Here is a 19,931-nt window from a genome sequence, read left to right on the forward strand (position 1 = left end):
AGGGCGCACGCAACCCCCCTGCAATTAAAAAAGATAGTCCACTCCTCGCCTCTCTGCCATGACTCCCGCCAAGTTTCTTTCCCGGGTACCAGGCTGGTGCCGAAGCACCCCGCCAGCGGTCACTGGCGTAGCGGCATCCAGGTCGGGCAGCCTCTCCTTCGAAGGGGGCGCGCATTCTGACTTCGGGGCGCTGCTCGCCGGACGGGATCAGATCACGAACAGGTCGACGAACCTGTGCACCGGGGTGCTCTCCAGGCGTGCCTGATCCTTGCACAGCTCGAAGATCCGTGCACAGCGGCCGGACGGGAAGCGGGTGGCCAGGTTGCGCCTGAACTTCTCCTCCAGCACCGGGATGCCCTCGGCACGACGCCGACGGTGACCGATCGGGTATTCGACCTCGACCTTGTCGGTTGACGTGCCATCGGTAAAGAACACCTGGATGGCATTGGCGATGGAGCGCTTCTCGGGATCGTGGTAGTCACGGGAGTAGCGCTCGTCCTCGACCACCTCCATCTTCCCGCGCAACTCGTCGATGATCGGATGGGACTCGTGGAACTCGTCCTCGTAGTGCTCGGCCACCAGGTTGCCGAAGGCCAGCGGCACGGCGGTCATGTACTGCAGGCAGTGGTCACGGTCGGCCGGGTTGGCCAACCTGCCGGACTTGGAGATGATGCGGATTGCCGAATCGTGAGTGGTCAGCACGATCCTGTCGATATCGTCGAGACGCTCCCTGACCTGCGGGTGCAGGGTGACGGCCGCCTCGCAGGCGGTCTGGGCATGGAACTCGGCCGGAAAGGCGATCTTGAACAGCACGTTCTCCATCACGTAGGTGCCGAAGTCACGCTGAAAGGAGAACTTGCGCTCCGTCTCGGGCTTGAGCTTCTGGTCCTTGTTGGTCTTGGAGAACAGGATGTCGTAGAAGCCCCACTGCGGTGCCGTGAGCACGCCGGGGATGCCCATCTCGCCGCGCAGGGCGATATCGGCCAACCGGACCCCCCGCGATGTCGCATCCCCTGCCGCCCAGCTCTTGCGCGAGCCGGCGTTCGGGGCGTGGCGATAGGTGCGCAGGCTCTGGCCGTCGACCCAGGCATGGGACAGGGCAGAGAGCAGCTGCTCGCGGTTGCCCCCCATCATCCTGGCGACCACGGCGGTGGACGCCACCTTGACCAGCACCACATGGTCGAGACCGACCCGATTGAAGGAGTTGTCCAGCGCCAGCACCCCCTGGATCTCGTGGGCCATGATCATGGCCTCGAGCACCTCGCGCACGGTCAGCGGCGCCTCGCCCTCGGCGACACGCTTCTGGGAGAGGTGGTCGGCCACGGCCAGGATGCCCCCCAGGTTGTCGGAGGGATGCCCCCATTCGGCGGCCAGCCAGGTGTCGTTGTAGTCCAACCAGCGGATGATGGCCCCGATGTCCCAGGCCGCCTTGACCGGGTCGAGGCGGAAGGAGGTGCCGGGCACGCGAGCGCCATGGGGAACCACGGTACCCTCGACCAGCGGCCCCAGGTGCTTGGTGCACTCGGGAAAACGCAGCGCCAGCAAGCCGCAGCCCAGGGTGTCCATCAGGCAGTTGCGGGCGGTATCCAGCGCCTCGGCACTCTCGATCCGGTACTCCAGGACATAGTCGGCGATCCTCTGCAGCTCGACGTCGTAGTCCGGACGCACATTGGCTTCCACCGTCGTACTCATGGGTCTGCCTCCTCTTCAACCGCCGGGGATCGAGGACGCCCCGAGCACTCTCACTATAGGTGACCGCTGCCACCCGGACAGAGGGCTCGGGGAAGGTCTGCTAAGGAATCGCTAGAAGCTGTCCCCCGGCACGTGTACCCCGCCCTCCATCAACACCCGTGCACTGCGGCTCATGATCGCCTTGGTGACCGTCCACTCGCCATTGACCCGACTGGCCTCCGCACCCACGCGCAGGGTGCCGGAGGGATGACCGAAGTGCACGGAGTTGCGCTCGCCGCCGCCCGCAGCCAGGTTGACCAGGGTACCCGGTACCGCCGCCGCGGCGCCGATGGCCACGGCGGCGGTGCCCATCATGGCGTGGTGCAGCTTGCCCATGGAGAGCGCCCGCACCAGCAGGTCCACATCGGATGCCTTGACCGGCTGGCCGCTGGAGGCGACGTAGTCGACCGGCTTGGCCACGAAGGCCACCTTCGGCGTGTGCTGGCGGTTGGCGGCTTCATCGACATGCCGGATCAGGCCCATGCGCACCGCCCCATGAGCGCGGATGGTCTCGAACATGGCCAGGACCCTGGCGTCGCCGTTGATCGCCTCCTGCAGCTCGGTGCCGGTGTAGCCGATATCGGCGGCGTTGACGAAGATGGCCGGGATGCCGGCATTGATCATGGTGGCCTTGAGGGTCCCCACCCCCGGCACCTCGAGGTCGTCGACCAGGTTGCCGGTGGGGAACATCGCCCCCTCCCCGTCGGCCGGGTCCATGAACTCCACCGGCACCTCGGCCGCCGGGAAGGTGACGCCGTCGAGCTCGAAGTCGCCGGTCTCCTGCACCGCACCGTTGGTGATCGGCACCCGGGAGACGATGGTCTTGCCGATGTTGGCCTGCCAGATGCGCACGACGGCCACGCCGTTCTCCGGAATGCGCTCGGGGTCCACCAGGCCGTTGCTGATGGCGAAGGGCCCCACGGCGGCGGAGAGGTTGCCGCAGTTGCCGCTCCAGTCGACGAAGGGCTTGTCGATGGCGACTTGGCCGAACAGGTAGTCGACGTCGTGATCGGGGCGCTCGCTCTGCGACAGGATGACCGTCTTGCTGGTGCTGGAGGTCGCCCCGCCCATGCCGTCGATCTGCTTCTGGTAGGGATCGGGGCTGCCGATCACCCGCATCAGCAGCCTGTTCCGGGCCTCACCGGGCACCCGGGCGGCCTCGGGCAGGTCCTGCAGGCGGAAGAAGACGCCCTTGCTGGTGCCACCCCGCATATAGGTGGCGGGAATCCTGATCTGGGGGGCATGTGCCATGGAAATCGCTTCCTGTGGACAGGGAGGGGGTCGACCCGGGCCTGGTAGGCGCCGGGTCGACAAGAGGGTTCAACCGATGACAGTCGGTACCCGGCTCAGCCGACCGCTTCCGCCTCGGCTTCCAGGAAGTCCTGGGCGAAGCGCTGCAGCACGCCACCGGCATCATAGATCGACACTTCCTCCTGGGTATCCAGTCGGCAAGTCACCGGCACGTCCCGGCGGTCACCGTTCCGGCGGGTGATGACCAGGGTCAGGGTGGCACGCGGCGTGAACTCGCCGATCACGTCATAGGTCTCGGTGCCGTCGAGGGCCAGGGTCTCGCGGGTGGTGCCAGGCTCGAACTCCAGCGGCAGCAAGCCCATGCCGATCAGGTTGGTGCGGTGGATGCGCTCGAACCCCTCGGCGACGATGGCCTCGACACCGGCCAGTCGCACGCCCTTGGCGGCCCAGTCGCGGGACGACCCCTGGCCGTAGTCGGCCCCCGCCACGATGATCAGCGGCTGCTTGCGCGCCATGTAGGTCTCGATGGCTTCCCACATGCGGGTGACCTGACCTTCCGGCTCGATCCGCGCCAGTGAGCCCTGCTTCACCTGGCCGGCATCATCCCGCACCATCTCGTTGAGCAGCTTGGGGTTGGCGAAGGTCGCACGCTGGGCCGTCAGGTGATCGCCCCGGTGGGTGGCGTAGGAGTTGAAGTCCTCCTCCGGCAGGCCCATCTTCGCCAGGTACTCACCCGCGGCGCTGTTCGCCATGATGGCATTGGACGGCGACAGGTGATCGGTGGTGATGTTGTCACCGAGCACCGCCAGCGGACGCATGCCCTTGAGGGTGCGCTCCCTGGCGAGTGCCCCTTCCCAGTAGGGGGGGCGGCGGATGTAGGTACTCTGCGGGCGCCACTCGTAGAGCGGGCTCACCTGGGCACGCGCGCCCTTGTCCACATCGAACATCGGGATATAGGTCTCCCGGAACTGTTCAGGCCTCACGCTCGCCTTGACGATGGCGTCGATCTCCTCGTCGCTCGGCCAGATGTCCTTCAGGGTGACGGGGTTGCCGTCCGGGTCATGGCCCAGCACGTCCTTCTCGATGTCGAAACGGATGGTCCCGGCGATCGCGTAGGCCACCACCAGTGGCGGCGAGGCCAGGAAGGCCTGCTTGGCGTAGGGGTGAATCCGCCCGTCGAAGTTGCGGTTGCCGGACAGCACCGCCGTGGCATAGAGGTCACGGTCGATGATCTCCTGCTGGATCATCGGGTCCAGGGCGCCGCTCATGCCGTTGCAGGTGGTGCAGGCAAAGGCCACCACGCCGAAGCCGAGGTCCTCGAGCTCGGGCAGCAGCCTGGCCTCTTCCAGGTACATCCTGACCGTCTTGGAACCCGGCGCCAGGGAGGACTTCACCCAGGGCTTGCGGGTCAGGCCCAGCCGATTGGCGTTACGGGCGATCAGGCCGGCCGCCACCATGTTGCGCGGGTTGCTGGTGTTGGTGCAGCTGGTGATGGCAGCGATGATCACCGCGCCATCGGGCATCTTGCCTGCCTCGTTCTCCACCTTGCCGCTGATGCCGCGCGAGGCCAGCTCAGAGGTCGGCAGCAGGGCATGGGGGTTGGAGGGGCCGGCCAGGGTGCGCGGCACGCTGGACAGGTCGAAGGTCAGCACGCGCTCGTACTCGGCGTTCGCCAGGCTAGCGGCCCACAGGCCGGTCTGTCTGGCAAAACGTTCCACCAGCGCCACCTGGTCGTCGTCGCGACCGGTCAACCTGAGGTAGTCGATGGTCTGCTCGTCGATGTAGAACATCGCCGCGGTGGCACCGTATTCCGGCGTCATGTTGGAAATGGTCGCGCGGTCGCCCACGGTCAGCCTCGAGGCACCCTCGCCGAAGAACTCCAGGTAGGCCCCCACCACCCGCTCGCGGCGCAGGAACTCGGTCAGCGCCAGCACCATGTCGGTGCTTGTGATGCCCGGTTGCAGCCTGCCGGTCAGCTCGACGCCGATGATATCCGGCAGGCGCATCCAGGAGGCACGGCCCAGCATCACGCTCTCGGCTTCCAGGCCGCCCACCCCCACCGAGATCACGCCCAGGGCGTCGACCATCGGCGTATGGCTGTCGGTGCCCACGCAGGTGTCGACGAAGGCCACGCGCTTTCCCTTCTCGTCGGGGCGCACCTGCACCACCGGCGACATCTTCTCCAGGTTGATCTGGTGCATGATGCCGTTGCCGGGCGGGATCACGTCGACGTTCTCGAACGCGGTCTTGGTCCAGTCGATGAAGTGGAAGCGGTCGTCGTTGCGGCGATCCTCGATGGCGCGGTTCTTCTCGAAGGCGTCCTTCTCGAAACCGGCGTGCTCCACGGCCAGGGAGTGGTCGACGATCAGCTGGGTCGGGACCACCGGATTGACCTTGGCGGGGTCCCCTCCCTTGTCGGCGATGGCGTCACGCAGGCCGGCCAGGTCGACCAGCGCGGTCTGACCGAGGATGTCGTGACACACCACGCGGGCCGGGAACCAGGGAAAATCGAGATCGCGCTTGCGTTCGATCAGCTGCTTGAGCGACTCGGTCAGCATGGCCGGATCGCAGCGCCGCACCAGGTTCTCCGCCAGCACCCGGGAGGTGTAGGGCAGCGTGTCGTAGGCACCGGGCTGGATCGCCTCGACGGCGGCGCGCACGTCGAAGTAGTCCAGCTCCGTGCCGGGCAGGGGTTTGCGGTAGTCAGTGTTCATAGCATCGGGCCGTCATCGCCGGGTTGCGAAGAGAGAAAGGGAAGCGGGGCAAGGGAATGGCAGCGACCGCCGGGCGGCCGCTGCACGGGATCGAGATCAGTCACGCTCCTCGATCGGTACCCATACGCTATGCTCGGGGCCGACGTAGTCCGCGCTCGGGCGAATGATGCGGTTGTTGGAGCGCTGCTCGAACACATGGGCACACCAGCCGGTGACACGCGAGCAGACGAAGATCGGCGTGAACAGCTTGGTGGGGATGTCCATGAAGTAGTAGGCGCTGGCGTGGAAGAAGTCGGCGTTGCTGAACAGCCTCTTCTCGCGCCACATGACCGCCTCGACACGCTCGGAGACCGGGTAGAGCACGCTGTCGCCCACGTCCGCGGCGAGCTTCTTCGACCACTCCTTGATGATGGCGTTGCGCGGATCGGACTCGCGGTAGATCGCGTGGCCGAAGCCCATGATCTTTTCCTTGCGTTCGAGCATGCTCAGGATCTCGCGCTCGGCCTCGTCCGGGGAGGTCCAGTTCTCGAGCATCGCCATGGCCGCCTCGTTGGCACCGCCATGCAGCGGGCCGCGCAGCGAGCCGATGGCACCGGTCACGCAGGAGTGCAGGTCGGAGAGGGTGGAGGCGCAGACGCGTGCGGTGAAGGTCGAGGCATTGAACTCGTGCTCGGCATAGAGGATCAGCGAGACGTTCATCACCCGGGCGTGCAGCTCGCTGGGGGCCTCGTCGCGCAGCAGGTGCAGGAAGTGGGCGCCCACCGACTCGTCGTCGGTCTCGGTCTCGATGCGCACGCCCTCGTGGGAGTAGCGGTACCAGTAGCAGATGATCGATGGCAGCACCGCCAGCAGGCGGTCGGAGACGTCCTGCTGCTCGTCGAAGCGCTGCTCGGTCTCCAGGTTGCCCAGCATCGAGGCGCCGGTGCGCATCACGTCCATGGGGTGGGCAGAGGCCGGAATCTGCTCGAGCACCGCCTTGAGCGCCTGGGGCAGGCCGCGCAGGCCCTTGAGCTTGGTGATGTAGGCATCGAGCTCGGCCTGGTTGGGCAGCTTGCCCTTGAGCAGCAGGTAGGCCACTTCCTCGAAGCGCGCCTTCTCCGCCAGCTCCTCGATGTCGAAGCCGCGGTAGGTCAGGCCAGAGCCGGTCTTGCCGACGGTGCACAACGCCGTGCTGCCGGCACTCTGGCCACGCAGGCCGGTACTACTGACGGATTTATCTGCCATGTCGTGTCTCCTCGTCTTGCACTTGGCTGTCGTATGCGTGCTTGTCGTGTCGTTATTGTCGGGCGTCCGCCACAGCATCCGGCGCGCCTCGTCGCCACCCGTCTCGGCACCCGTCAATCGGCGCCTTCCTCGAAGAGGGCATCGAGCTTGCGCTCGAAATCGTGGTAGTTGAGAAAGTCGTAGAGCTCGTCGCGGGTCTGCATCAGCTCGACCACGTCCTTCTGGTGCCCCTGGTCGTGGATGCTCTGGTAGACCTTGAGCGCCGCCGCGTTCATGGCGCGGAAGGCCGACAGCGGGTAGAGCACCATGCGACAGCCTACCTCACCCAGCTCCTGCTGGCTGAACAGCGGCGTAGCGCCGAACTCGGTGATATTGGCCAGGATCGGGGCGTCGATGCGCTCGCAGAAGGCGCGGTAGTCATCGAGGGTGTGCACCGCCTCGGCGAAGATGGCATCGGCACCGGCCTCGATGCAGGCGTTGGCACGCTCGATGGCGGCATCCAGCCCCTCCTTCTGGAAGGCGTCGGTACGCGCGATCAGGTAGAAGTCGGGGTCGCGCTTGGCATCGGCGGCGGCCTTGATGCGATCGACCATCTCGGCCTGGGAGACGATCGCCTTGTTGGGACGGTGACCGCAGCGCTTCTGGGCGACCTGGTCCTCGAGGTGCACCGCCGCCACCCCGGCACGCTGCATCTCCTTGACGGTGCGCGCGATGTTGAAGGCGCCGCCCCAGCCGGTGTCGATGTCCACCAGCAGCGGCAGCTCGGTGGCGCCGCAAATGCGGTGGGCGTCCTCCACCACGTCGTTCATGGTGGTCATGCCCAGGTCCGGCAGGCCGAAGGAGGCGTTGGCCACACCGCCACCGGACAGGTAGATCGCCCGGTGACCGACGCGCTCGGCCATCATGGCGGTGTAGGCGTTGATGGTGCCGACGATGGGCAGCGGGCGGCTGGCCTCGAGGGCGGTGCGGAAGCGCGCACCCGGTGTCTGTTGCGTCATGCGATCTCTCCTCGTGTCGTCGGAGCCGGCCTCAGGCGGTCGTCTCGTCTTCCTGTGTCAGAATGGCGGCATAGCGGTCGGCGACATTGGCCCGGGAAGCACTGACGTGCCGGCGCATCAGCAGTTCGGCCAGCTCGGCATCGCCGGCCTCGATGGCATCGACGATGCGGTGATGCTCGACGAAGGCGCGCTGGGGGCGCGAGCCGCTGGCGCTGAACTGGGTGCGATAGAGCCGCACCAGGTAATAGAGGTCGTCACAGAGCAGCGTCATCAGCATGCGGTTGTGGCTGCCCTGGACGATACGGAAGTGGAAGTCCAGATCGCCCTCGCGCTGATAGTAGGCCTCGCCACGCTTGAGGTCGCTCTGGCGCTCGTGCAGCGCGAGCACCTCGCGCAGCCCAGCGACCTCCTCGCTGGTCATGTGTTCGGCGGCCAGGCGGGCCGCCATGCTCTCCAGCGCCTCCCGCACGTCGAACAGTTCCAGCAGCTCCTTCATCGACAGCTTGACCACCCGCGCCCCCACATGGGGCACCCGCTCGATCAGGCGATGCGCCTCCAGGCGACGCATCGCCTCGCGCAGTGGCCCGCGGGAGATGCCATAGGTCTTCGACAGCCCGGGCTCGGTGATCTTGCTGCCCGGCGCCAACTCGCCCCTGACGATGGCGCCCTGAAGCTGCTGGAAGACCCGCTCGGCCAGGGTGCGTGCCTCGGGGGTAGCCTGTTCCGGTACGATTGAGTTCATGGCAATTGTCGACAATTGGGTGGTAAAAGCACTTTAATCACTGACCCTGAGGCGGTCAACCATCGACTCGGCGCAACATCCTACATCTTTGGTTGTAGACAACCCGCCAGCCAGACCGGACAATGTCGACAATCGCCGTCGCCTCGTTGACAGGGCATCACTGCCCCGAGGGGGCAACGGGAGGGACAAACCGGGGCGCGATGCCTAGAATGGGGCGCCTGTTCAGGGAAGGCACGTTGATGACACCACGACTCGAGATCACCCCCCTGCCCCATCGTGAAGATCCGCTGGCCTACTTCACGGCGCTGCGCCACCGCCCCGGTGCCGTACTGCTCGACAGCGGGCGCCCTGCTGCCCCGGGAGGCCGCTATGACATCCTCAGCAGCGACCCGCTGGGCCTGCTCGAGATCGATGCCGAGGGCAGCGTACACGGCGACCCGGCACTCGCCGGTCTCTCCCCCTTTGCCGCCCAGCAGGCCCTGCTCGATCGCCTGCCGGCGACGGTGCCCGACAGCGACCTGCCGTTTCTCGGCGGCCTGATCGGTTACTGGAGCTACGACCTGGCGAGCCAACTGGAGCCGGTCGCCGGCCGGGCGCAGCGGGTGGTCGACCTCCCCTCGAGTCGCGTCGGCCTGCATGACTGGGCACTGATCCAGGATCAGGTGCGCCGGGAAACCTGGCTGGTGGCCACCCCCGAGCGGCGCCGGCAGGTAATCGGCTGGCTGGACGAAGCGCCCTCTCCGACCGGTGACTTCCGGCTCACCGACGCCTTCACCGGCGAGCTGGACCGTGACGGCTACCTGCGGCGCTTCGATGCCGTGCAGCGCTATATCCGGGCCGGCGACTGCTACCAGATCAACCTGGCCCAGCGCTTCAGCGCCCCTTACGAAGGCGACCTGTGGGCCGCCTACCTGCGCCTGCGGGAAGCCACGCCGACTCCCTTCGCGGGCTACATGGCCTGGAACGACAAGGCGATCCTGTCGCTCTCGCCCGAGCGCTTCCTGCGCTGCCTCGGCGGCCAGATCGAGGCGCGCCCGATCAAGGGCACCCGCCCCCGCGGCGACACCCCCGAGGAGGACCGGCGTCTCGCCAGGGAGCTCGAGGCGAGCCTCAAGGATCGTGCCGAGAACGTGATGATCGTCGACCTGCTGCGCAACGACCTGGGCCGGGTCTGCCGGCCGGGGAGCGTCCGGGTACCGCAACTCTGCGGGCTCGAGAGCTACGCCAATGTCCACCACCTGGTCAGCGTGGTCACCGGCGAGCTGGCCGCGGGGCGTCGCCCCCTGGACCTGCTGGCCGCGGCCTTTCCTGGCGGTTCCATCACCGGCGCCCCCAAGGTGCGGGCCATGCAGATCATCGACGAACTCGAACCCTGCCGGCGCAGCGCCTACTGCGGCAGCCTCGGCTACGTGGACGTGCGCGGGCGCATGGACACCTCCATTGCCATCCGCACCGCCGTGGCCGATCGCGGCCGCCTGCATCTCTGGGGCGGCGGCGGCCTGGTGGCCGACTCCAGGGGTGAGGACGAGTACGTCGAGACCCTGGACAAGATCCGCCACCTGATGGATGCCCTGACGGCCACCGACACTCAGCACGATATGGAATAAGCGCCGACCTTTTTCTTCCTTTTTGATATATTCATCCAATGAAACGGTATTGGGGGACGCTCCGCAGGCTTTGGTAGGGTAGGGCCAATTGTCGTCAACGACCTGGAGCCCCCCATGGCATCATCACTCGACGCTATCAACAGTGAACTTGGCAAGGACCCGGAAGCGCTGATTCGCTGGGCCCTGGAACAAGGCGAACGCCCCATCTGCACGACCAACTTCCGCCCTTTCGAGGCGGTCATCCTGCACATGGTCACGCGCCAGCGGCCGGACATCCCGGTGGTGTGGATGGACAACGGCTACAACACGGAAGCCACTTACCGCTTCGCCGACGAGCTGGTCCAGCGGCTCGACCTCAACCTGATCACCTATCTGCCGCGCCGCTCACGGGCTCACCGGGAAGCCGTGGAGGGGCCGATGCCGGGCATCGAGGATCCTCGCCACGAGGCCTTTACCCGGGAAGTGAAGCTGGAGCCCTTCGAGCGGGCGCTGCAGGAAATGGCGCCGGATGTCTGGTTCACGGCGCTGCGCGCCGAGGACACGCCGGAGCGCGCGCGCATGGCCCCCGTCAGCCGCAATGCCGGTGGCCTGCTGAAGGTGTCACCGCTGCTGCACTGGAGCGCCCGGGACATGTACCAGTACCTGCAGGCCCACGACCTGCCCAACAATTTCGACTACTTTGACCCCACCAAGGTCGAGGAGAAGCGCGAGTGCGGCCTGCACCTGCAGCACTGAGCCGGCTCAACGCACCGGCAGCATGATGCTCTCGAACAGCCCCTGTTCATGGCGTGGCCCCGCGGTCATGGCGGCATCGACCAGGTCGCGGTCCAGGTGCGAGGCGAAGCGCTGTAGGAAGTCGTACATGTAGCTGCGCATGAAGGTGCCACGACGAATGCCGATCTTGGTGGTGGAGCTCTCGAACAGGTGCCCGGCATCGAGCGCCACCAGATCGGTGTCCTGTTCCGGATCCACCGCCATGTGGGCGACGATCCCCACCCCCATGCCCAGGCGCACATAGGTCTTGATCACGTCGGCATCGGCGGCGGTCAGCACCACGTTGGGCGTCAGGCCACGGGCCCTGAAGGCGTCGTCGAGCTGGGAGCGGCCGGTGAAGCCGAACACATAGGTGACCAGCGGATGTGCGGCCAGCGCCTCGAGAGTCAGGGTCTCGAGCTGGGCCAGGGGATGCCCCCTGGGCACCAGCACGCAGCGGTTCCAGCGATAGCAGGGCAGCAGCACCAGGTCGTTGAACAACTCCAGCGATTCGGTGGCAATGGCGAAATCGGCCTGGCCGTCGCTGACCATCTGGGCGATCTGCTTGGGTGTGCCCTGCTGCATGTGCAGGGCCACGTCCGGATACTTGCGGGTGAAGTCGCGGATCACCGGAGGCAGCGCGTAGCGAGCCTGAGTGTGGGTGGTGGCAATCGACAGGCTGCCGCGGCGCTCGTCGCTGTGTTCCTGGGCCACTTCCTTGATATTCTCGGTCAGGCGCAGCACCTGGCCGGCCAGCTCGATGATCGCCTGTCCCGCCGGCGTGACCCGGGTGAGGTGCTTGCCGCTGCGGGCGAAGATCTCCACGCCGAGCTCGTCCTCCAGCAGGCGAATCTGCTTGGAGATGCCCGGCTGCGAGGTAAAGAGGCTCTGGGCCGTCGCCGACACGTTGAGATTGTGACGTGTGACTTCCCAGATATAGCGCAGCTGCTGAAGTTTCATGGTGGACTCGGCTCCCTCTACCGCCCGGCGATGCGATACACGATAGTGATTAAAGTGGCATCATGTAATCACTATATAGCATAAAAGAAAACCGGCCAGATCGGTCCTCCTCCCGGCCCACGATAGTCGGGAGCTATGGCCCGACTAGCGGGCCGCCATTTGCCAGCGACCCGGTCGGCCGCTAACATCAGCCGACCAGACACGCCCCAGGCGTGCCACCCCGATCCCCTCGATGCAGCGCAACGTAACTGGAGAATCACATGGCCAACAACGTCGATGTCACCAATGCCAACTTCGAGCAGGAAGTCCTCAAGGCCGAGACGCCGGTCCTGCTGAAGTTCTGGGCCCCCTGGTGCGGTCCCTGCAAGGTGATGGCACCGGTGGTCGACGAGGTCGCCGAGGAGCGTACCGGCAACCTCAAGGTCGTCAGCATCAACGTCGACGACGCCCCGGAGATCGCCGCCGAACAGGGGGTGCGTGGTGTCCCCACCGTGATGCTGTTCAAGTCGGGCAGCAAGGTGGCCTCCCTGGTCGGTGCCCAGTCCAAGTCGCAACTGGCGCAGTTCATCGATCAGAACGCCTGATCGGTTCCCGCTGGAACGGCCACTTCGCCCCCGGCCCCGGCCCCGGCCGGGGCGAAGTCGTTTCGAGACCCCGCGGTTGCCTCAGGCCCCGCCATCGCGTTGCGAGGGTGGCTGGTCGGCATCCTCGATGTCGTCGTCGACGAAGCGCTCGCCGGGTCCCAGCAGGTGGGCGATCCAACGGGTATCGGGATGGCTGTCGAGGGCGATCTTGAGCGTCATGGTGAGCACCACCGAGAGCAGCATGCCCACGGCGCCGAACACCCAGCCCCATACCACCAGGGACAGGAAGGCCACGAAGGTCGAGAGCCCCAGCGCTCGCCCCATGACGCGCGGCTCCACCAGGTTGCCGAGCACGAAGTTGATCACCAGGTAGGCCATCGCCAGCGTCAGCGCCGGAAGCGGGCCGCCATCCTGCGATACCAGCAGCAGTAGGACGGGCGGGATCGCGGCGATGGCCGAGCCGATGTTGGGGATGAAGTTGAGGGCAAAGGCGAGCACGGCCCACAGCAACGGGAAGTCCACGCCGACCAGCACGCAGGCCAGCCAGACGAGTGCCCCGGTCACCAGGCTGATCATCGTCTTGACGGCCAGGTAACGCTTGAGCGTCAGGCTGAACTCGCTGAAACGACGCAGGCTCGGCGCCGGATTGGCCAGCGCCCGCGAGACCTTGTCGCGGAAGTTGAGCGTCTCGAACAGCATGAACACCACCAGCAGCGCCACCACCATGCTCTGCACCAGCAGATTGCCCAGCTCACCGAGCAGCGCCGTCACCCAGACGCCATCGTCCTCGATCTCCAGCAGCCTCGCCAGGCGTTCCGGGTCGATGGCGAGCCCCATGGTGGCGAGCCGGTCGAGGAGGCTCAGGTAGTACTCGTAGAGGCGCGTCTCGATGCCCGGCAGGGCCTCGACGAAGGTGCCGAAGCTGTTCACGACCAGCAGCCCCAGCAGGGACAGGAAGGCCCCGATCACCAGCAGGGTGAGCCAGACCGCCAGACGCAGGCTCAGCCCCAGGCGATGGAGCCACTGCACCGGTGCCGTACAGACCACCGCGATGAACAACGCCAGCAGCAACGGCACGATCAGGTCCGACCCGGCCTTCAGGCCGGCAATGATGATCACCAGGGCCGCCAGGGCCAGGATGAGGTTGAGGGGAACGGTCCGCAAGGACTCGTCGTCCGGAAGGCGCATGCCGGGGTCCCTACCAGCCAGTGAACGCCCATGATGCCGCCTGCCGGGCGCGGGTACAAACCGTTTGAAACACCACGGAGAAGGTGCAGATTCGATGGACGCCGTCCCGACCACGGAACCACGGCTGACGTCGGCGCTCGAAGCGGGGCACGGTATCATGCCGCCGTTTACACTGCCCGTCGCAAGGAGGCTTCCATGTCGCTCGCTCTCTTTCCCCGGCATCTGCTGCTGGGTGCCCTGCTCGTCGTCACTCCGCTGATCGCCACCCCCACGCTGGCCGAGGAGTCCCGCTCGCGGCTCGATGTCCAGGCCGAGGCCCAGCTGGACGTGATACCCGACCGCGCCACCCTCAGCGCCCGCCTCTGGGAGCGCACGCCGGCCATCGCCCGGCGAGACGCCACCGCCAACGACCCCGACGCCCTGCGCGAGGCCCGCGACCGCCTGGAGGCGCGTGCCGCCACCCTGATCCGCACCCTGGAAGAGGCCGGCCTGGAGCGCGAGGCGATCAGCGCCGGCTCGCTGAACGTGCAGCCCGAACACCTGCCCGGCGAGAGGCACGGAGACGACGATCGCGAGACGCTGATGCGCACCCGCCTCGAGCGCCCCTTCCGGGTCGAGATAGAGGACCTGGAACGCCTGCCGCTGCTGCTCGATGCCCTGACCGAGGCCGGTGTCGATGCGCTGGATGGCGTGACCTACGACCTCGCCGACCGCGACGCCGCCACCGACGAGGCGCTGGTCAAGGCACTGGTGAAGGCCCGTCACAAGGCCGAGCTGATGGCCGAAACGCTGGGCGTGTCGCTGGGCCCGGTGACCAGCATCGCCGAGACCCGCGCCCCGATCTACGCCCCGCGCATGATGGCCATGAGCGCCGACGCCAGGGAGAGTGCCCCCCAGGGCGAGTATCGCCCCGGCACCATCACCATGGAGGCGGGGGTCAGCGTCAGCTGGGATATCGAGCCGTAGCGCCGAGCAGAATGCTCGCGGATAAAGACTGGAGCAAGCGGCGCCGGGGACGGGTCGGAGCGGAGGTCATTCCTCAGGGAAGAGGAATGTAGCGCCCAGGGAAGGGTTCACAGCGCCTCCGCGCAGGCCTGTCGCCGGGAAAGCCGCGACGACAGGCCCCTGATGCTTAGACGTTGATGGTCGCGATCCCGCCCATATAGGGCCGCAACACCTCCGGAATGGTGATGGAACCGTCGGCGTTCTGGTGGTTCTCCATCACCGCGATCAGGCAGCGCCCCACCGCCAGGCCGGACCCGTTGAGGGTATGCAGCAGCTGCGGCTTCTTCTGCTCGGGGTGGCGGAAGCGCGCCTGCATGCGCCGTGCCTGGAAGTCCTCGCAGTTGGACACCGAGGAGATCTCGCGGTAGGTCGACTGGCTCGGCAGCCATACCTCGAGGTCGTAGGTCTTGGCGGCGCCGAACCCCATGTCACCGGTACAGAGCGTGACGACACGATACGGCAGCTCCAGCGCCTGGAGGATCGCCTCGGCGTGGCCGCGCATCTCCTCCAGCGCCTCGTAGCTGCGCTCGGGCTCGACCATTTGCACCATCTCGACCTTGTCGAACTGGTGCTGGCGGATCATGCCGCGGGTGTCGCGGCCGTGGGAGCCCGCCTCGCTGCGAAAACACGGCGTGTGGGCGGTGAGCCTCAGCGGCAGCGCCTCGTAGTCGAGGATCTCGTCGCGGGCGAAGTTGGTCAGCGGCACCTCGGCGGTGGGAATCAGGTGATAGCCGCGCTCGTCGTCGAGGCGGAACAGGTCCTCGCCGAACTTGGGCAGTTGCCCCGTTCCGAAGAGCGAGTCGGCGTTGACCATATAGGGCACATAGCACTCCTCATAGCCGTGCTCGAGGGTCTGCTTGTCGAGCATGAACTGGGTCAGCGCCCGATGCAGCCGCGCGATGGGGCCGCGCATCACCGAGAAGCGCGCGCCGGTCAGCTTGGCCGCCAGGTCGAAGTCCAGGTCATTCCTGAGCGCCCCCAGGTCCACGTGATCCCTGACCTCGAAGTCGAAGGCCCTCGGCGTGCCCCAGCGGTGCAACTCGACGTTCTCCTCCTCGCTCTCGCCCACCGGCACGCTCTCGTGGGGCAGGTTGGGCAGGCCGCTGGTCACCTCGTCCCATTCGACCTGCACCTCGGCCAGCCGCGCCTTGGCGGCATCGAGGCGATCGCCCAGGTCGCTCACCTCGTCGAGCAACGGCTGGATGTCCTCGCCCGAGGCCTTGGCCTTGCCGATCGCCCTGGAGCGGGTGTTGCGCTCGCTCTGCAGGGACTCGGTCTCGGCCTGCAGCTCGCGGCGCCGGGACTCCAGCGCCTCGAGTCGCTCGGTGTCGAGGACGAAGCCCCGCTTGGCCAGTCGTTGGGCGACCATCTCGAGGTCGCCGCGCAGCAGTTTGGGATCGAGCATGGAATCCGGTCCGTTGCAGTCGGTGAAATCAGGGCGCTCATTGTAGGCAAAAGGCCGCCCGGGTGCTACGCGATACCGACGCACCGGGATGCGCCCCACCGCCCTGTCGCGGTAAAGTAGGTCCATCCCTTCTGTCCGCCCGGCATTACCCTGGTATTGCCCCGGCGGCGCCACCACCGAATACGACACCATGATCGCACGACTGGACACCGCCGACTCGCCCACCCTCCCGGGCCAGGACGCGCCTTACCTGCGCTTTCTCGAGGCCCTCGAGGCCGCCGGCTTCGAGGGCGAGATCGCCCCCGACTATGCCAACCGCACGGTACTGGCCACCGACAACTCCATCTACCAGCGCCTGCCCCAGGCGGTGCTCTACCCCAGGGGGGCGGAGGATCTCGAGCGCATCGCGCACCTCGCCGGCCAGGTGGAACATCGCCGGGTAGTGCTCACCCCACGCGGTGGCGGCACCGGCACCAACGGCCAGTCGCTCACCGACGGCCTGGTGGTGGATGTCTCCCGGCACATGAACCGCATCCTCGACATCGACGTCGAGAACCGCCGGGTGCGGGTCCAGGCCGGGGTGGTCAAGGACCAGCTCAATGCCGCCTTGAAGCCCCACGGGCTGTTCTTCGCCCCCGAGCTCTCCACCTCCAACCGGGCGACCATCGGCGGCATGATCGCCACCGACGCCAGCGGCCAGGGCAGCTGCGAGTACGGCAAGACCCGCGACCATGTGCTGGAGCTCGACAGCGTGCTGCTGGGCGGCAAGCGCCTGGTCAGCCGCCCGGTCGACGACGGCGAGCTGGAGGCCCTCTGCGCGCGCGACGACGCCACCGGCCGCGCCTACCGCACCGCCCGCGAGATCATCGACACCCAGGGCGAGCTGATCACAGACACCTTCCCGCCACTCAACCGCTGCCTGACCGGCTACGACCTGGCGCACCTCAGGGACGCGGAAGGGCGTCTCGATCTGAACAGCCTGCTGTGCGGCGCCGAGGGGTCGCTGGCCTTCACCAGCGAGGCGGTGCTCAACGTGCTGCCGATTCCCCGGCATTCGACGCTGGTCAACGTGCGCTACGCCGGCTTCATGGACGCCCTGCGCGATGCCAAGGCGCTGATGGCGAGCAGCGCGGCGCCCACCTCCATCGAGACGGTGGACGACACCGTGCTGCTGCTGGCCATGGAGGACTTCGTCTGGGACAGCGTGGGGGAGTTCTTTCCGGCCGGGGAGACGCCGGTACGCGGCATCAACCTGGTCGAGTTCAACGACGACGACCCCGAGCGGCTGAATGAGCGGGTCGCGGCCTTCTGCCGCCACCTGCAGGAGGACGCCGGCGTCGCGCGGCTGGGCTACACCCTGGCCGAGGGGCACGACGCCATCAAGCGGGTCTACGGCATGCGCAAGCGCGCGGTGGGCCTGCTCGGCAATGCCAAGGGCGAGAAGCGCCCCATCCCCTTCGTCGAGGACACCGCGGTGCCCCCGGAGCACCTGGCGGACTTCATCACCGAGTTCCGCGCCGCCCTGGATGCCCGCGGCCTGGCCTACGGCATGTTCGGACACGTGGACGCCGGGGTGCTGCACGTGCGCCCGGCCATCGACATGAAGGACCCCGAGCAGGAGCGGCTGATTCGCGAGGTCTCCGACGAGGTGGCCGAACTGACCCACAAGTACCACGGCCTGCTGTGGGGCGAGCACGGCAAGGGCGTGCGCTCCGAGTACGCGCCCAGCTTCTTCGGCGCGCTCTACCCCTGCCTGCAGCGGATCAAGGCCGCCTTCGACCCCCACAACCAGTTGAACCCCGGCAAGATCGCGACTCCCGATAGCGCGCCTATCCAAACCCTCTCCGACGAGGGGGCATCGGGGGCAGGTCGCAGGGTCGGAGCCCTTAGCCCGCCCGGCGCCGTCACGGAACAGGCCACCGAGGCACAGCCGGTCAAGTGGGTCGACCCGGGCCTGCTGACCATCGACGGCGTGCCCACCCGCGGCCAGCTCGACCGCCAGATCGACGAGCGTGTCTGGCAGGCCCACAGCGCCGCCGTCTACTGCAACGGCAACGGCGCCTGCTACAACTACGACCCCGATGACGCCATGTGCCCGTCGTGGAAGGCCACCCGCGAGCGGGTCCAGTCGCCCAAGGGGCGCGCCAGCCTGGTGCGCGAATGGCTGCGCCTGCAGGGCGCGGCCGGCATCGACCTGGTGGAGGAGTCGAGGAAGAAGCAGGCCGAGGGCGCCTGGGGCTTCATCAAGGACTTCCCGCTGCGGCTCAAGAACACCCTGGCCCAGCGGCGCGGCGAGGCGGACTTCTCCCACGAGGTCTACCACGCCATGGCCGGCTGCCTGGCCTGCAAGTCCTGCGCCGGCCAGTGCCCGGTCAAGGTCAATATCCCCGAGGCACGTTCCCAGTTTCTCGAGGTCTACCACGGCCGCTACCTGCGCCCGCTGCGCGACTACCTGATCGGCGGCCTGGAATTCCTGGTGCCGACGCTCTCCAAGGTGGCGCCGCTCTATAACGCCGCCCTCGGCAATCGCCTGGTCGACCGCCTGCTGGCCGGCCCCATCGGCATGGTCGACAGCCCGCGACTGTCACGGGCCAGCCTCGACAAGCAGCTCAAGGCCTGGGGCGTCGCCGAGGCCACCCCCACCTCGCTCGGCCTGCTCACCGAAGCCCAGAAGGCCCGCAGCGTGGTGATCGTCCAGGACGCCTTCACCAGCTACTTCGAGGCCCGGCTGGTGATGGACATCGTCGAGCTGCTCGCGCGGCTCGACGTGCGGGTCTTCGTCGCCCCCTACTCCCCCAACGGCAAGCCGCTCAACGTCCAGGGCTTCCTCGGCGCCTTCGCGCGCACCGCCGAGCAGCAGGCCCGGCGGCTGCGCACGCTGGCCGAGTTCGGCGTGCCCCTGGTGGGCATCGACCCGGCCATGACCCTCACCTACCGCCAGGAGTACGTGAAGGCGCTGGGACCGGAGGCCGTGCCCGAGGTGCTGATGCTCCAGGAGTGGCTGGTCGCTCAGACCCCGACCCTGGCCTCCCGCCTCGCGCCGGCACGCCGCGACGACGATACGTCACCGGCAGGCTACCGGCTGCTCTCCCACTGCACCGAGGCCACCAACGCCCCGGGCAGCCCCAAGGCGTGGCAGCAGGTGTTCACCGCCTTCGGCCTCGAACTCGAGCTGGTCGCCACCGGCTGCTGCGGCATGTCCGGCACCTACGGCCATGAGGCGCGCAACCGCGCAACCTCCCGAGCCATCTATGGTCTCTCCTGGCAGAAGGTCGTGGAAGACGCGGCCAACGCCGGACGCCTGCTGGCCACCGGCTACTCCTGCCGCAGCCAGGTCAAGCGGCTCTCCGACCGGGCCCTGCCGCACCCGCTGCAGGCCCTGCTCACGGAGCTCAAGCGGCGCGGCTGAGCCAGCACAAAAAAGCGCCTACCGGTAAAACCACCGGTGGACGCTTTGTCTAATTCACTCAGGAGCCCATCGAGTCTGGATTCAGGAAACAAGAGGCGACCCCATGAACCGCACCCTGATCCTGATCGGCCTGCTCATCGTCGCCATCGGCCTGCTCTGGCCCTGGCTATCCAAGCTACCGCTTGGCCAGCTCCCCGGCGATATCGTCATCCGACGCGAGAACTTCTCCTTCTACTTTCCCATCACCACCATGATCCTGGCCAGCCTGGTACTGTCGGGGGTATTGTGGTTGTTCAATCGGTGAGAGACGAGAAGTAATAATCTAACGCCGCCAACACGCGCAGCTTTTGAGTGGAGGCG

The 19,931-nt window shown here is 67.1% G+C and carries 15 protein-coding genes; 6 read left to right on the forward strand and 9 right to left on the reverse strand.

Annotation, left to right across the window (positions count from 1 at the left end; all coding sequences use genetic code 11):
• Nucleotides 1-207: 207 nt before the first annotated feature.
• The 6 genes from prpD to CR157_RS03020 all read right to left on the reverse strand — a co-directional run bounded on the left by prpD (nucleotide 208) and on the right by CR157_RS03020 (nucleotide 8,660).
• A complete protein-coding gene (prpD, locus tag CR157_RS02995) occupies nucleotides 208-1,692 on the reverse strand; it encodes a 2-methylcitrate dehydratase (RefSeq protein WP_110282042.1) in 1,485 nt (494 codons plus the stop codon).
• 111 nt (nucleotides 1,693-1,803) lie between these two features.
• Nucleotides 1,804-2,982, reverse strand: coding sequence for a 2-methylaconitate cis-trans isomerase PrpF (gene prpF, locus CR157_RS03000; protein ID WP_110282043.1), 1,179 nt, complete (start codon nucleotides 2,980-2,982; stop codon nucleotides 1,804-1,806).
• A gap of 95 nt (nucleotides 2,983-3,077) precedes the next feature.
• Nucleotides 3,078-5,696, reverse strand: a complete 2,619-nt coding sequence (gene acnD / locus CR157_RS03005) for a Fe/S-dependent 2-methylisocitrate dehydratase AcnD (RefSeq protein ID WP_110282044.1) — start codon at nucleotides 5,694-5,696, stop codon at nucleotides 3,078-3,080.
• A gap of 96 nt (nucleotides 5,697-5,792) precedes the next feature.
• Nucleotides 5,793-6,920, reverse strand: a complete 1,128-nt coding sequence (gene prpC, locus CR157_RS03010; RefSeq protein ID WP_110282045.1) for a bifunctional 2-methylcitrate synthase/citrate synthase — start codon at nucleotides 6,918-6,920, stop codon at nucleotides 5,793-5,795.
• A gap of 113 nt (nucleotides 6,921-7,033) precedes the next feature.
• A complete protein-coding gene (gene prpB / locus CR157_RS03015) occupies nucleotides 7,034-7,918 on the reverse strand; it encodes a methylisocitrate lyase (RefSeq protein ID WP_110282046.1) in 885 nt (294 codons plus the stop codon).
• A 31-nt stretch (nucleotides 7,919-7,949) separates the two neighbouring features.
• A complete protein-coding gene (locus CR157_RS03020; RefSeq protein ID WP_110282047.1) occupies nucleotides 7,950-8,660 on the reverse strand; it encodes a GntR family transcriptional regulator in 711 nt (236 codons plus the stop codon).
• 239 nt (nucleotides 8,661-8,899) lie between these two features.
• Here CR157_RS03020 and pabB point away from each other — a divergent pair, with 239 nt between their 5' ends.
• Together pabB and CR157_RS03030 are read left to right on the forward strand one after the other, a co-directional pair.
• Nucleotides 8,900-10,267 carry an aminodeoxychorismate synthase component I gene (pabB, locus tag CR157_RS03025; RefSeq protein ID WP_110282048.1) on the forward strand — a complete coding sequence of 456 codons (1,368 nt, stop codon included), beginning with the start codon at nucleotides 8,900-8,902 and terminating at the stop codon, nucleotides 10,265-10,267.
• 114 nt (nucleotides 10,268-10,381) lie between these two features.
• Nucleotides 10,382-11,002, forward strand: a complete 621-nt coding sequence (locus CR157_RS03030; protein ID WP_110282049.1) for a phosphoadenosine phosphosulfate reductase domain-containing protein — start codon at nucleotides 10,382-10,384, stop codon at nucleotides 11,000-11,002.
• 6 nt (nucleotides 11,003-11,008) lie between these two features.
• Here CR157_RS03030 and cysB read toward each other — a convergent pair whose 3' ends face one another.
• Entirely contained in the window at nucleotides 11,009-11,980 is a 972-nt protein-coding gene (gene cysB / locus CR157_RS03035) for an HTH-type transcriptional regulator CysB (protein ID WP_110282050.1), read from the reverse strand.
• 260 nt (nucleotides 11,981-12,240) lie between these two features.
• Between cysB and trxA the strand changes: the two genes are divergently transcribed.
• Entirely contained in the window at nucleotides 12,241-12,564 is a 324-nt protein-coding gene (gene trxA / locus CR157_RS03040; RefSeq protein ID WP_110282051.1) for a thioredoxin, read from the forward strand.
• A gap of 81 nt (nucleotides 12,565-12,645) precedes the next feature.
• Here trxA and CR157_RS03045 read toward each other — a convergent pair whose 3' ends face one another.
• A complete protein-coding gene (locus CR157_RS03045; protein ID WP_110282052.1) occupies nucleotides 12,646-13,752 on the reverse strand; it encodes an AI-2E family transporter in 1,107 nt (368 codons plus the stop codon).
• A 195-nt stretch (nucleotides 13,753-13,947) separates the two neighbouring features.
• Between CR157_RS03045 and CR157_RS03050 the strand changes: the two genes are divergently transcribed.
• Complete coding sequence (locus CR157_RS03050; protein WP_110282053.1) at nucleotides 13,948-14,718, forward strand: SIMPL domain-containing protein; 771 nt, start codon at nucleotides 13,948-13,950, stop codon at nucleotides 14,716-14,718.
• 166 nt (nucleotides 14,719-14,884) lie between these two features.
• Here CR157_RS03050 and serS read toward each other — a convergent pair whose 3' ends face one another.
• On the reverse strand, nucleotides 14,885-16,162 hold the full coding sequence (serS, locus tag CR157_RS03055) for a serine--tRNA ligase (RefSeq protein ID WP_110282054.1): 1,278 nt from the start codon (nucleotides 16,160-16,162) through the stop codon (nucleotides 14,885-14,887).
• Between the two features lie 190 nt (nucleotides 16,163-16,352).
• Here serS and CR157_RS03060 point away from each other — a divergent pair, with 190 nt between their 5' ends.
• Complete coding sequence (locus CR157_RS03060; RefSeq protein ID WP_110282055.1) at nucleotides 16,353-19,571, forward strand: FAD-binding and (Fe-S)-binding domain-containing protein; 3,219 nt, start codon at nucleotides 16,353-16,355, stop codon at nucleotides 19,569-19,571.
• Nucleotides 19,572-19,674: 103 nt separating this feature from the next.
• A complete protein-coding gene (locus CR157_RS03065; protein ID WP_110282056.1) occupies nucleotides 19,675-19,875 on the forward strand; it encodes a DUF2905 domain-containing protein in 201 nt (66 codons plus the stop codon).
• Nucleotides 19,876-19,931 lie beyond the last annotated feature (56 nt).

It is taken from the genome of Halomonas sp. LBP4, assembly GCF_003202205.1.
In the GTDB taxonomy this organism is placed as follows: Bacteria; Pseudomonadota; Gammaproteobacteria; order Pseudomonadales; family Halomonadaceae; genus Halomonas; species Halomonas flagellata.

What these genes read in the sequence shown, in the direction of transcription:
- prpD (WP_110282042.1), bottom strand. Translation starts at nt 1,692, where the DNA reads ATGAGTACGACGGTGGAAGCCAATGTGCGTCCGGACTACGACGTCGAG.
- prpF (WP_110282043.1), bottom strand. Translation starts at nt 2,982, where the DNA reads ATGGCACATGCCCCCCAGATCAGGATTCCCGCCACCTATATGCGGGGT.
- acnD (WP_110282044.1), bottom strand. Translation starts at nt 5,696, where the DNA reads ATGAACACTGACTACCGCAAACCCCTGCCCGGCACGGAGCTGGACTAC.
- prpC (WP_110282045.1), bottom strand. Translation starts at nt 6,920, where the DNA reads ATGGCAGATAAATCCGTCAGTAGTACCGGCCTGCGTGGCCAGAGTGCC.
- prpB (WP_110282046.1), bottom strand. Translation starts at nt 7,918, where the DNA reads ATGACGCAACAGACACCGGGTGCGCGCTTCCGCACCGCCCTCGAGGCC.
- CR157_RS03020 (WP_110282047.1), bottom strand. Translation starts at nt 8,660, where the DNA reads ATGAACTCAATCGTACCGGAACAGGCTACCCCCGAGGCACGCACCCTG.
- pabB (WP_110282048.1), top strand. Translation starts at nt 8,900, where the DNA reads ATGACACCACGACTCGAGATCACCCCCCTGCCCCATCGTGAAGATCCG.
- CR157_RS03030 (WP_110282049.1), top strand. Translation starts at nt 10,382, where the DNA reads ATGGCATCATCACTCGACGCTATCAACAGTGAACTTGGCAAGGACCCG.
- cysB (WP_110282050.1), bottom strand. Translation starts at nt 11,980, where the DNA reads ATGAAACTTCAGCAGCTGCGCTATATCTGGGAAGTCACACGTCACAAT.
- trxA (WP_110282051.1), top strand. Translation starts at nt 12,241, where the DNA reads ATGGCCAACAACGTCGATGTCACCAATGCCAACTTCGAGCAGGAAGTC.
- CR157_RS03045 (WP_110282052.1), bottom strand. Translation starts at nt 13,752, where the DNA reads ATGCGCCTTCCGGACGACGAGTCCTTGCGGACCGTTCCCCTCAACCTC.
- CR157_RS03050 (WP_110282053.1), top strand. Translation starts at nt 13,948, where the DNA reads ATGTCGCTCGCTCTCTTTCCCCGGCATCTGCTGCTGGGTGCCCTGCTC.
- serS (WP_110282054.1), bottom strand. Translation starts at nt 16,162, where the DNA reads ATGCTCGATCCCAAACTGCTGCGCGGCGACCTCGAGATGGTCGCCCAA.
- CR157_RS03060 (WP_110282055.1), top strand. Translation starts at nt 16,353, where the DNA reads ATGATCGCACGACTGGACACCGCCGACTCGCCCACCCTCCCGGGCCAG.
- CR157_RS03065 (WP_110282056.1), top strand. Translation starts at nt 19,675, where the DNA reads ATGAACCGCACCCTGATCCTGATCGGCCTGCTCATCGTCGCCATCGGC.